At 61.4% G+C, this 11,694-nt stretch carries 13 protein-coding genes; all 13 read right to left on the bottom strand.

Translation table 11 applies throughout. The features are described 5' to 3' along the window. Nucleotides 1-203: 203 nt before the first annotated feature. The 13 genes from QMB98_RS04125 to prfA all read right to left on the bottom strand — a co-directional run bounded on the left by QMB98_RS04125 (nt 204) and on the right by prfA (nt 11,597). Nucleotides 204-485, bottom strand: a complete 282-nt coding sequence (locus tag QMB98_RS04125; protein WP_371684397.1) for a F0F1 ATP synthase subunit epsilon — start codon at nt 483-485, stop codon at nt 204-206. Beyond that, on the bottom strand, nt 482-1,933 hold the full coding sequence (atpD, locus tag QMB98_RS04120) for a F0F1 ATP synthase subunit beta (RefSeq protein ID WP_371684396.1): 1,452 nt from the start codon (nt 1,931-1,933) through the stop codon (nt 482-484). Before atpD ends, QMB98_RS04125 begins: the two co-directional genes overlap by 4 nt. 35 nt (nt 1,934-1,968) lie before the next feature. After that, a complete protein-coding gene (locus tag QMB98_RS04115) occupies nt 1,969-2,868 on the bottom strand; it encodes a F0F1 ATP synthase subunit gamma (protein ID WP_371684395.1) in 900 nt (299 codons plus the stop codon). A 2-nt stretch (nt 2,869-2,870) separates the two neighbouring features. Continuing rightward, entirely contained in the window at nt 2,871-4,496 is a 1,626-nt protein-coding gene (gene atpA / locus QMB98_RS04110) for a F0F1 ATP synthase subunit alpha (protein ID WP_371684394.1), read from the bottom strand. A 38-nt stretch (nt 4,497-4,534) separates the two neighbouring features. Further along, nucleotides 4,535-5,341, bottom strand: a complete 807-nt coding sequence (locus QMB98_RS04105; RefSeq protein ID WP_371684393.1) for a F0F1 ATP synthase subunit delta — start codon at nt 5,339-5,341, stop codon at nt 4,535-4,537. Then, nucleotides 5,341-5,889: a F0F1 ATP synthase subunit B gene (locus QMB98_RS04100; RefSeq protein ID WP_371684392.1), complete on the bottom strand. Its 549-nt coding sequence runs from the start codon at nt 5,887-5,889 to the stop codon at nt 5,341-5,343. The genes QMB98_RS04105 and QMB98_RS04100 overlap by 1 nt, the downstream gene beginning before the upstream one ends. A gap of 2 nt (nt 5,890-5,891) precedes the next feature. After that, entirely contained in the window at nt 5,892-6,104 is a 213-nt protein-coding gene (atpE, locus tag QMB98_RS04095; RefSeq protein ID WP_054952485.1) for an ATP synthase F0 subunit C, read from the bottom strand. Between the two features lie 41 nt (nt 6,105-6,145). Beyond that, nucleotides 6,146-7,033 (bottom strand): F0F1 ATP synthase subunit A, encoded by an 888-nt coding sequence (atpB, locus tag QMB98_RS04090; protein ID WP_371684391.1) that lies wholly within the window; start codon nt 7,031-7,033, stop codon nt 6,146-6,148. Nucleotides 7,034-7,123: 90 nt separating this feature from the next. Next, nucleotides 7,124-7,540 carry a hypothetical protein gene (locus QMB98_RS04085; RefSeq protein WP_371684390.1) on the bottom strand — a complete coding sequence of 139 codons (417 nt, stop codon included), beginning with the start codon at nt 7,538-7,540 and terminating at the stop codon, nt 7,124-7,126. After that, on the bottom strand, nt 7,537-9,045 hold the full coding sequence (locus QMB98_RS04080; protein WP_371684387.1) for an MraY family glycosyltransferase: 1,509 nt from the start codon (nt 9,043-9,045) through the stop codon (nt 7,537-7,539). The genes QMB98_RS04085 and QMB98_RS04080 overlap by 4 nt, the downstream gene beginning before the upstream one ends. Beyond that, nucleotides 9,042-9,680 (bottom strand): L-threonylcarbamoyladenylate synthase, encoded by a 639-nt coding sequence (locus QMB98_RS04075; RefSeq protein WP_371684385.1) that lies wholly within the window; start codon nt 9,678-9,680, stop codon nt 9,042-9,044. The genes QMB98_RS04080 and QMB98_RS04075 overlap by 4 nt, the downstream gene beginning before the upstream one ends. Nucleotides 9,681-9,693: 13 nt before the next feature. Beyond that, a complete protein-coding gene (locus QMB98_RS04070; RefSeq protein WP_371684384.1) occupies nt 9,694-10,500 on the bottom strand; it encodes a class I SAM-dependent methyltransferase in 807 nt (268 codons plus the stop codon). Next, nucleotides 10,497-11,597, bottom strand: coding sequence for a peptide chain release factor 1 (prfA, locus tag QMB98_RS04065; RefSeq protein WP_371684383.1), 1,101 nt, complete (start codon nt 11,595-11,597; stop codon nt 10,497-10,499). Before prfA ends, QMB98_RS04070 begins: the two co-directional genes overlap by 4 nt. Between the last annotated feature and the right edge of the window lie 97 nt (nt 11,598-11,694).

Genomic DNA, 11,694 nt, shown 5'->3' with positions numbered 1-11,694 from the left:
CATGCCACGACGCGCAAAACGCCCGCTACACACTCAATTATGAAGAGCCAGTTTGGCGCGCTGATCGCACACGGAAAAGAACCGACCCTGCGGAACAGTGCGCGGGTACGGATGATCGCCCACAAGACGAATGCCCCGGCAACCGCGAGAAGTACCAGGATGATACTCGTAACGATTGCCGGGGCATTCATAGGCTTTCCAATCTAGTAAGACGAAGAGAAGTCCTCCATGTTGAAGTGGTCTACTCCCCCATCATCCACAACGATCGTGACGACATTGGAGTCGACAACCACGAATCCCTGCGGAATCTCGAAGCTTTTCTCCTCTGAGCCTGATCCTACCCGGATTGTTCCGGGACGGAGCACAGCAAGTAGAGGTTCTCTGTTCTCGAGAATACCGAGTTCGCCCTCGAAAGCGGGAACGGTGACCGAGTCGGCCTCACCGCTCCACTGCTCACCAGAGCGAGCGACGATGTCGACCTTCATCGGTTTTCTTCCTCGAGCTCACGAGCGCGACGCTCGAGATCTTCGATGCCACCGATGTTGAAGAAGGCCTGCTCCGGAACGTGGTCGTAGTCGCCCTCGCAGATCCTGCGGAACGCTTCGACGGTCTCATCAACGGGAACGGTGGAGCCCTCAACGCCCGTGAACTTCACGGCCGTGTAGGTGTTCTGCGACAGATACTGCTCGATGCGGCGTGCGCGCGCAACCGTGACCTTGTCCTCTTCGCCGAGTTCGTCAACACCGAGGATGGCGATGATGTCCTGAAGTTCCTTGTTCTTCTGCAGGATCGACTTCACGCGGGTAGCGACATCGTAGTGCGCCTGACCCACGTACTGCGGGTCGAGGATACGAGAGGTCGAAGCCAGCGGGTCCACAGCCGGGTAGAGACCACGGGACGCAATGTCACGCGAAAGCTCCGTCGTCGCATCGAGGTGCGCGAACGTGGTGGCCGGTGCCGGGTCGGTGTAGTCATCGGCGGGAACATAGATTGCCTGCAGGGAGGTAATCGAGTGGCCGCGGACGGAGGTGATGCGCTCCTGCAGCTGGCCCATCTCGTCGGCCAGGGTCGGCTGGTAGCCCACGGCGGAAGGCATGCGGCCGAGCAGGGTCGACACCTCGGAACCTGCCTGGGTGAAGCGGAAGATGTTGTCGATGAAGAGCAGCACCTCCTGCTTCTGAACGTCACGGAAGTATTCCGCCATCGTCAGAGCCGACAGTGCGACGCGCAGACGCGTGCCCGGCGGTTCGTCCATCTGGCCGAAGACGAGGGCGGTCTTCTCAAACACGCCCGCTTCTTCCATCTCGACGATGAGGTCGTTACCTTCACGGGTACGCTCACCCACGCCAGCGAACACCGATACACCGCCGTGGTCCTGAGCCACGCGCTGGATCATCTCCTGGATGAGAACGGTCTTGCCCACGCCGGCGCCGCCGAACAGGCCGATCTTGCCGCCCTGCACGTACGGGGTGAGGAGGTCGATGACCTTGATGCCGGTCTCGAACATCTGAGTCTTCGACTCGAGCTCGTCGAAGTGGGGTGGGTTGCGGTGGATGGGCCAACGCTCGTTGATCTCCAGCGTCTCACCCTCGGCGAGGTTGAGGGCATCACCGGTCACGTTGAACACGTGGCCGAGGGTCACGTCGCCAACGGGAACCGTAATGGGCTCGCCGGTGTCCTGAACCTTCGCACCGCGCACGAGTCCGTCGGTGGGCTTGAGAGCGATGGTGCGGACGATGTTGTCGCCCAGGTGCTGAGCAACCTCCAGCGTCATCTTCTGGGTCGAGCTCTCACCACCCATGGCGGACAGATCGATCTCAGTGGTGAGAGCGTTGTTGAGTGCCGGAAGCTGGTCCGGGGAGAACTCGACATCGACGATGGCGCCGATGACGCGGACAATCCGGCCAACGCCCGTCTCGGTAGTGGCAGTCATTCTTTCTTCCTTCACTTGGCCATCGGCCGGGTGGTCTAGCTGGCATTCTCCAGCGCGTCAGCGCCGGAAATAAGCTCGGTAATTTCTGTCGTGATCTCGGCCTGGCGAGCGTTGTTAGCAAGGCGCGTGTAGTCCTCGATAAGCTCTTTCGCGTTATCGGTGGCTGCATGCATTGCCTGCTGGCGTGCCGCGAGTTCGGATGCGGCAGCCATGAGGAGCTGCCCGTGGATGCGCTGCGACAAGTACATGGGCAGAAGCGCGTCGAACAGTTCCTTCGGTCCCGGCTCGAACTCGTACAGAGGAGCCTCTTCCTCTTCCGCGTCCGGATCCGCGTCAACAACTTCGAGGGGAAGCATGCGGCGAACCTGCACGACCTGCTTCACCATCGATTCGAAGCGGGTGAAGACGACGTGGAGTTCGGAGAGCCCTCCCTCGTCGGCGTCCGCGAGGAACCGTCCCAGCAGTTCGTCCGCGATCTCCTGCGCAACGTCCGGTGTCGGGTTGTCCGAGGAGCCCGTCCACACCCGTGCCATCTCCACCTTGCGGAACCTGAAGTAGGACTCGCCGCGGCGTCCGTAGACGAACACGACCGGTTCCTTGCCTTCGTCGCGGAGCCTCTCGAGGAGTGCTTCCGATTCCCTCAGCACGGAGGACGAGTATGCACCCGCCATGCCGCGGTCCGAGGTGATGATGAGGACGGCGACACGGTTCGTGTCTGTCCGAGGGGTAATGAGCGGGTGATCGAGATCGTGAACGCTGGATGCGACGGTGCCAATGGAGCGGATGAGCGCAAGAGTGTAGGGGTCCTGGCCCTGCGCCTTTTCACGCGCCTTGCCAATCCTCGATGCCGCAATGAGCTCCATGGCGCGGAAGACCTTTTCAAGGGTCTTCGTGGCCCGGATCTTTTGCTTGAAAACTCTCTGCGAACCAGCCACTGTTAGCCCTTCTTCGAGCGGACGAGCTGCTCGACTTCCTGCTCGGCCTCTTCCTCAGGAGCTTCGGTCAGGTCAACGTCCTTGGCTGCGATGAACTCCTTCTGGAATTCCTCAACGCCGCGGCGCAGTTCCTCAACAGTGTCATCCTCGAGCTTGCCGGTGTCGCGAATGGTCGCGAGGGCAGAGGTGTTGTGACGCAGGTAGTCCAGCATGCCGGCCTCGAACTCGTGCACCTGAGAAACCGGGATGGGATCCAGGTAGCCGTTGGTGCCGGCCCACACGGATGCGACCTGATCTTCGATGTCGTACGGCGTGTACTGGGGCTGCTTGAGCAGCTCCATGAGCCTCTCACCACGGGTGAGCTGACGACGCGTCGTAGCATCCAGGTCGGATGCGAACATCGCGAAGGCTTCCTGCGCTCGGTACTGAGCGAGCGTGATCTTCAGCGTGCCCGACACCTTCTTCATGGCCTTGATCTGGGCGTCACCACCGACGCGGGACACGGAGATACCGACGTCGACCGCGGGGCGCTGGTTCGCGTTGAACAGATCGGACTGGAGGAAGATCTGGCCGTCCGTGATGGAGATGACGTTGGTCGGGATGTATGCCGACACGTCGTTGGCCTTGGTCTCGATGATCGGCAGGCCGGTCATGGAGCCACCACCGAGCTCATCGGAGAGCTTTGCGCACCTCTCGAGCAGGCGGGAGTGCAGGTAGAAGACGTCGCCGGGGTATGCTTCACGGCCCGGCGGGCGGCGGAGCAGCAGCGAAACGGAACGGTAGGCCTCGGCCTGCTTCGACAGATCGTCAAAGATAATGAGGACGTGCTTGCCGCCGTACATCCAGTGCTGGCCGATGGCGGAGCCGGTGTAGGGGGCAAGGTACTTGAAGCCTGCGGGGTCGGAAGCCGGGGAGGCAACGATCGTCGTGTACTCGAGGGCACCGGCCTCTTCCAGTGCGCCACGCACGGAAGCAATGGTCGAGCCCTTCTGGCCGACGGCGACGTAGATGCAGCGAACCTGCTTGTTCGGGTCGCCGGAGTCCCAGTTTGCCTTCTGGTTGAGGATCGTGTCGATCGCGATAGCGGTCTTGCCGGTCTGGCGGTCACCAATGATCAGCTGGCGCTGTCCGCGACCAACGGGGATCATGGCGTCGATAGCCTTGAGACCGGTCTGGAGGGGCTCGTGCACGGACTTACGTGCCATAACACCAGGTGCCTGAAGCTCGAGAGCGCGGGAACCCTCGATGCCCTGGATCTCGCCCTGACCGTCGAGGGGCTGTCCGAGCGGGTCCACGACCCTGCCCAGGTATCCGTCGCCAACGGGGACGGAGAGCACCCTACCGGTACGGCGGACTTCCTGGCCCTCTTCAATACCGGAGAAGTCACCGAGAACCACGCAACCGATCTCGCGGTCTTCGAGGTTCATGGCCAGGCCCTCAGTGCCATCTTCGAACCGGAGTAGTTCGTTAGCCATGGCGCCGGGAAGGCCTTCTACGCGGGCAATCCCGTCAGTGGTCATGGTGACGTGACCGACCTCTTCCGAGACTGCTTCGGCAGGTTCGTAACTATTGACGAAACTGTCGAGCGCTGCCCGGATGTCCTCGGGCTGGATTGTCAGCTCAGCCATTGATATTCCTTTTCTTTGCGGGTTACCGCGGTAGTCTTCTAGTCCGCGAAAACGGACTTCACGTGTTTGATGCGGGAAGCGAGGGTGCCGTCAATGACGTCAGGACCAATCGCGATACGGACGCCACCGATGAGGGCGGGATCGACGCCGACGTGGATCTCCACGGGCTTTCCGTAGCGCTTTGCCAGGAGTGCCGTGAGGCGTTCCTCCTGGTCAGCTTCCAGGGGCTGGGCGGCTGTGACGATGGCGACCAGGTGTTCACTCCTGCGTCCCGCATCCCCAATCCAGCGCCGTAGTTGGTGAATGATCTGCTGGTCTGATTCCACCCCATGCTCGAGGAGGGCGACCGTTTCGGGGCTCCAGCTACCAAACACTTGGCGAGCAAGGCCCTGACGGCGGCCAGCATCAATGCTCTTGTCGTCCAGGGTCCGTCGCAGCTCACGCTGTTCGCTTAAGACTCGGCTGGCGCGGTAGAGCTCCTCTTCCACGTCGTGCAGTCTGTTGGCGTACTGCGCGGACATGAAGAGCGTCTCCACTCCCGCCCGCGATACTGCCTCCACGAGGTCCTCGGAATCCTTGAAGGAGTCCCGTGCGAGGCCACCGAGGAGGTCGAGGACCTCTCCGGACACCTTGCCACCGAACACGCTGTTCATGAGTTCGGTGCGCGACTGGCCCGGGCTGGCCGGGTTGGTCGCCGCTCGGGTCAGTGCCGTCTCAGATTCGAGGACAGTGCCTGCCGCGAAGATCTCCTGCGCCCACCCAATTGCCGCATCGGGGCGGTTAGCGACGACGCCTTCCCACGTGTGGAGAAGACGCTGGAGTGCTTGCTCGCTGCCCAGTCTCATCATGCCTCCGTGTTCGCGGGGGTTGATGCTTCCAGTTCGTCGAGGAAGCGGTCAACGACCTGACGCGAAACATCACTGTCAGCCACGTTGGCTCCCACGATTCGACCAGCGAGGGTCGTGGCGAGCGAACCAACATCAGTACGCAGTGAGGACTCTGCCGCGATGCGGTCAGCTTCGATCTGGCGCTGTGCCGATTCGAGGATGCGCTGACCCTCCGTGGTTGCCTTCGAACGAGCGTCAGCAATGATTGCCTTCGCGTTCTCTTGAGCGTCCTCACGGATGCGTGCGGCGTCCTTGCGTGCAGCTGTTACCTCATCGGCAAGGTGCTCGCGCTCGGCCTTGATTTCTTCTCGTGCTCGTTCGGCTGCCAGAAGCCCATCTTCGATCTTCTCTCGACGCTCATCGAGCAGCGAGATGAAGGTCGGCCATGCCTTCTTGTAGACAACAAACGCAACAATGACGAATGCGACCGTGCCCCAGAGGAGGTCATAGGAGGCCGGAACGAGCAGCGAGGGGTCCCAGTTGAACCACTCGGCGCTGTTGTTCATGATCAGAAGACGAACCCAGCGGCGAAGCCAATAAGGCCAAGGGCCTCAACGAACGCCATACCGAGGAACATGTTGACACGGAGGAACGACTTGATCTCGGGCTGGCGAGCAGAAGCTTCCTGCGTCTTGGCGACGAGCATGCCGATGCCGATAGCAGGGCCGGTTGCAGCGAGGCCGTAACCGATGGTCGCGATGTTACCGACGACTGTTTCCATAATTTCCTGTTTCCTTTGTTGTTGAGTGGTTGACCCAAGTTTCAGTGCTCTTCAATGGACAGTGAAATGTACACTGCCGCAAGAAGCGCAAAGATGTAAGCCTGCAGGCCCGCTACCAGGATCTCGAAGACGACAACGGCAATACCACCCAGGAGGGTGACGGAGCCGCTGAGGATGCCGACGGCACCGCCCATCGAGAAGTACAGGTAGTGAGTTGCACCGAAGCACAACACCAGCAGGAGGTGACCCGCCACCATATTGGCGAGAAGACGAATGGCGAGAGTTGCCGGGCGAACAATGAAGTTCGACAGGAACTCGATCGGAGTCATAAGAATGAGGACGGGCTTCGGAACGCCGGCGGGCATGAGCTGCGACTTGAAATAGCCACCCACACCGTGCACGCGGATACCCGCCACGATGAAGAGAATGTAAGCGAAGAGGGCGAAGATGATCGGCATACCGATCAGCGACGTCGACGCGATGTGCAGCCCAGGGATGACACCCGTGATGTTCATGAAGAGGATGCCGAGGAACATGGTGGCGAGAGCAGGAAGGTAACGACCCGCCTTTTCCTCACCGAGAACCTCGTAACCAATGGACTTGCGAATGAAGTCGAGAACGAACTCGAAGGCTGCCTGTGCACGACCGGGAACGAGCTTGGCTCGCTTCGCGTAAAGGATGCAGATGGCTGCGAGAACCGCGACCGCGATGAGGCGGGCCATGATGATGCGGTTGATGGCGAACGGAGTTCCCTCGAACAGGTAGGCGTCGGGGTAAAACTCGTCCATCGTCGGTGCGTGGAAACCGGACTCTTCCGCTGCGAGACGGAAACGCCCGGCCTGGGCTACGAGCTCAAACGAGGCGTTTGCGAACAGGATGGCCCCCAAGAAAACTTGAATGGTGGATGAGCTGGTGTCTTTGTTCGACACAGAACTGGCCAGCTCATGCGGACGAGTTTCATCGTACCGGAAAGAGAACAAGTATTGTGAGTCCCTGTGCCGTATTTCGGGACGAATGTCCTACGCCCGAGTGGTTGCGATGGTCCAGGTGTCGACAATAAGCGAAACGATGATAGCGGCCCCAAAACCTAGGAATAGCGCGATTTCTGAGAAGAAGCTGAACCCTTGAAGAGCAACAAACACGACAAAAAGTGCGACTATTTTGAACAGATATCCACCCAGCATGACCGCCATGTCGTTGATCCTGGGGTTCTTCTCTGTGAGTATCATCACCGTCAAAGTGAGACCCATTGCGAGCCCGGCAATGCCGATTCCGAGCAAAACGCCCCACAGAGCTGGCTCTCCACCGGCCGCGTAGGCGGCTATGCCACCCACGATTGCGAGAACAACGTAGGCAACCAGCGTGCGGAGGGAGATGGACTTGTACAGATCCAGGCCTGTTGGCACGTACCCGGGTTCGCGCTGCTTCTTCCTCACAGCTCCTCCCCCTCATCATCTGAACTCGACGCGGGATTCGACGCATCCGTGCGAGGTTCACGATCACGCGGTTTCGCGGCGGGCTTGTCGAAGAGCCTTCGCAGGCTCTGAAAGGTCGTCAGGCTATCGCCTTCCGCGCCATCCTTGTTCTCTGATTCCCCTGCCGCTATCTCTGAGTACTCAGATTCCCTAGATTGATCTGCGGTTCCCAGCGCGGGCTGAGTCGCAGGTGAACCAGACGATACGACTGCAGGATCCGTGTCGCGATCGATGAGCGGTCCGTGCTCAGCCTTGTTCGAGAGCGATGCTGGTACGGGCACAGCGGCGACCTTCTGCGGCTCCGCAGTTCTGGGATCGCTTGCAGAAGAGCCCGCCTGCGCTGTCGCAGATTCCGACTTCCTTGTCGCTGATACTGCACGTTTTGGCGCCCCCTTCATCTCGAACTTCGTGTACCCGAGTGCGAGGAGGAGTCCGATGGCTCCGATGATGAGGACGGGCTTGGGGTCGAACATGGAGAGCCCGACAGCAAGGAATGAGAAGAGTGCGGACCACACGTAGATGACCATGACGGCGCCGCGGTGGGAGTTGCCTGCGCGCAGGAGGCGGTGGTGCAGGTGACCGGAGTCCGCAGTGAAGGGCGACTGGCCCTTCGATAGGCGGCGCAGCACCGCATAGACGAAGTCGAGGAGCGGGATGATGAGGATCGCGATCGGCAGCACTATCGGCATGAATGCCGGGATGGTGCGGTTGGTGGCGATGCTCGGGTCGATCTGACCGGTCACGACGATGCCGGCTGCGGCACAGACGAGGCCGAGCATGAGGGCGCCGGAGTCCCCCATGAAGATCGTGGCTGGATTGAAGTTGTGCGGTAGGAAGCCGAGACAGATGCCAACGAGGGCCGCGACCACGACCACAGCGATCGAGGAGTAGTCACCTGGGGAGGATTCGCGGGTCAGCATGTAGGTGTAGATAAAGAAGGCGAGTCCGGCGATGCCGACCACTCCTGCCGCGAGACCATCCAGGCCGTCAATGAAGTTGATGGCGTTGGCGACCACCACGACAACAATGATCGTGAGGAACAGGGTGAGTCTCGTCGAACCAACGGTCAGTCCCCACACGGGAACCGAGACGAACTGGACTCCTTGCCACGCCATGACACCCGCCGCAAGGATCTCGCCCGCCAGCTTCGCGTACCAGTCCAGTTCCCAGATGTCGTCGATGACTCCGACGAGGCACATGAGTGCGGCGCCAGCGAGGATGCCCCACGCGAGCGAGCCACCGAAGAACTCTTGACTGAGATAGGGGATTTGGCTGGCGACGACGAAGGACACCGCCAAGCCAATCAGCATCGCCACTCCCCCGAGTCGCGGAATCGGCACAGTGTGCACGTCGCGGTCACGCACCTGCGTGATAGCTCCACTTGCCAAGGCGATTCGCCGAACCACAGGCACCATAAAGTAGGTGACTGCCGCGGCAATCAGCATGACAAGTAGATAGACTCTCACGGCTCGACGGGCTCTTCGAGTTCGACGACTGCCGCGATGTCCTCGCGGGAAATGGCTCCCTGGCGGAGAATCTTGGCGGGCTTGGATGTCACGTCAACGATCGTGGAGGCCACTCCACCACCGGCCTTGCCACCATCCAGGTAGAGGCCAACGGACTCGCCCAGCATGCTGGTCGCCTCGTCGATGGTCGTGGCGGCTGGCTGCTGGTGCACGTTCGCGGAGGATACTGCGAGCGGTCCCGTGCGTTGGAGGAGGTTCAGTGCGACCTCGCTGTCCGGCATGCGAAGCGCCACGGTTCCGTGGGTCTCGCCCAGGTCCCACGCCAGCGACGGCTGTGCGTTGACGATGAGGGTGAGGGCACCGGGCCAGAACTTTTCGATGAGGTCCCGCGCCTCCTGCGGCAGGGACTCGGCAAGTGCTTCGGCTGTGTCCTTGGTTCCAACCAGCACCGGCGGCGGCATCTGCCTGCCCCTGCCCTTGGCGGCGAGGAGGTTGGAGACGGCCGCGGGGTTGAAGGCATCCGCCCCAATCCCATAAACGGTGTCCGTTGGGAGCACAATGAGCTTCCCATTGGAGACGGCGACGGATGCAGCATCCAGTGCGCCACTATCGGAAATACAGTCTCGAATATCCACGTCATCTACTTTCTCATACCGCGTATAAAAACCGGTCTCGCCCCGCAAGATCTCGTTCAGTCCTGCCGGACATTCCATGGCTTACTGCACATTCGACCAGGGCCGGCCCCTGAGTATCGTCGTGCTCCATGATGAGGACCCCGCCGGGCTTCAGGAGCTTGCGTGCCTGAGCCACAAGTGCCCGTGGGATCTCGAGCCCGTCCTCTCCCCCACCCCACAGGGCAAGATCCGGGTCCTGTCCCACCTCGGCGGGAAGCTCCCGGAACGGAACGTACGGGGGATTCGACACGACGACATCGACGAGTCCAACGAGGTCCTCGCAGGAAACACGAGCGTCACCCTGGCGCACCTCGACACCGTAGGGTGCCGCGTTTCGTGAGGCCGCCTGGAAAGCGTGCTCGTCGAGTTCAACAGCGACGACGCGCGCTCCCGTGACCTCATCTGCTATCGAGATCGCGATGGCTCCCGATCCGGTGCACAGATCAACGACGAGCGGGTCGGGGATCTTGCGTGCGGCGTCGATGGCGGCGCCCGCCACGAGTTCAGTTTCTGGGCGCACGATAAAGACCCCGGGTTCTGCCGGTAGTTCCAGGTTGCGGAAGTACATGACGCCGGTCAGGTGCTGGAGCGGAACTCGCTGAGCTCGCTTATCCACGAGTTCGAAGAACTCTCGAACCTGTTCCGGGGTCGGATCCGGTGCAAGCAGGAGGCTGGTGCCAGCGACGTGCTCCGCCAACCTGCGAGTATCAGCGGTTGGTGACTCGATTCCGGCGCGTGCCAGCGTGGTGCTTGCGCGCGCCGTCAGGTTCCGCCAGGTCACTCTCCCGCGTGCTCCAGGCGCTCCCGCTCATCCAGCTCACGTGCCGAATCGATGACGGGACCAAGCTCGCCACCGAGGACCGTGTCAAGGTTGTAGGCCTTGAAGCCGGTGCGGTGATCCGAGATGCGGTTCTCGGGGAAGTTGTAGGTGCGGATGCGCTCGGAACGGTCGACGGTGCGGACCTGGGAACGGCGTTGCTCCGCCTCTTCGGCGGCAGCCGCCTCTGCCTGGGCAGCCAGGAGTCTGGCACGCAGGACTCGCATGGCGGCGTCGCGGTTCTTGTGCTGTGACTTCTCGTCCTGCATGGAGACCACGATGCCGGTGGGGATGTGGGTGATGCGAACGGCGGAGTCGGTCGTGTTGACCGACTGGCCACCGGGGCCGGACGAACGGTAGACGTCGATGCGTAGATCGTTCGGATCGATCTCGACCTCACCCGGGTCGTCAACTTCTGGGAACACGAGAACGCCAGCTGCGGAGGTGTGGATGCGGCCCTGGGATTCGGTCACGGGCACGCGCTGAACCCGGTGCACGCCCGCCTCGTACTTCAGGTGCGCCCACACGCCTTCGGCCGGATCCTCCGGAGGCTGGGGGCTCTTGATGGCAACCTGGATGACCTTGTAGCCACCGAGGTCGGATTCGGTTGCGGACAGGATCTGGGTCTGCCATCCCTTGATCTCCGCGTACCTCGTGTACATGCGGAACAGGTCGCCTGCGAACAGGGCCGACTCCTCGCCGCCCTCGCCTGCCTTGACCTCAAGAATGACGTCGCGGGAGTCGTCGGGGTCGCGTGGGATGAGAACGTTGCGAAGCTCGTCGTCAAGATCGTTGAAACGCATCTCGAGACCGGGAAGCTCAGCCGCGAACAACTCGCCGTCCTCGCCACCGAGACCCACGATTTCCTTTGCCTCAGCGAGATCGTCACGAGCCGTCAGCCACTCCCGGTACACGCGCACGACGCGGCCTAGCTCGGAGTAGCGTCGGCCGAGCGAACGGAGCTTGTCGGGGCTCGACAGCACCTCAGGCGTTGCCATCTGTTCCTCGATCTGATGGAACTCGGCAAGCATCTGCTCGGGAACGGACGTGTTTTGACTCATGGGATCCTCGTTAAACAAAAAGAAGCTTCTGTGAAGCTATCAAGCTACTGCCACTTCATGATAGCGGCCTGCAATATGGAAGGCGCCGGCGAGATAC

Source organism: Flaviflexus sp., from assembly GCF_041440645.1.
GTDB lineage: Bacteria > Actinomycetota > Actinomycetes > Actinomycetales > Actinomycetaceae > Flaviflexus.
This window is presented reverse-complemented; position numbering and strand designations above follow the sequence as displayed.

What these genes read in the sequence shown, in the direction of transcription:
- QMB98_RS04125 (WP_371684397.1), bottom strand. Translation starts at nt 485, where the DNA reads ATGAAGGTCGACATCGTCGCTCGCTCTGGTGAGCAGTGGAGCGGTGAG.
- atpD (WP_371684396.1), bottom strand. Translation starts at nt 1,933, where the DNA reads ATGACTGCCACTACCGAGACGGGCGTTGGCCGGATTGTCCGCGTCATC.
- atpA (WP_371684394.1), bottom strand. Translation starts at nt 4,496, where the DNA reads ATGGCTGAGCTGACAATCCAGCCCGAGGACATCCGGGCAGCGCTCGAC.
- QMB98_RS04105 (WP_371684393.1), bottom strand. Translation starts at nt 5,341, where the DNA reads ATGAGACTGGGCAGCGAGCAAGCACTCCAGCGTCTTCTCCACACGTGG.
- QMB98_RS04100 (WP_371684392.1), bottom strand. Translation starts at nt 5,889, where the DNA reads ATGAACAACAGCGCCGAGTGGTTCAACTGGGACCCCTCGCTGCTCGTT.
- atpE (WP_054952485.1), bottom strand. Translation starts at nt 6,104, where the DNA reads ATGGAAACAGTCGTCGGTAACATCGCGACCATCGGTTACGGCCTCGCT.
- prfA (WP_371684383.1), bottom strand. Translation starts at nt 11,597, where the DNA reads ATGAGTCAAAACACGTCCGTTCCCGAGCAGATGCTTGCCGAGTTCCAT.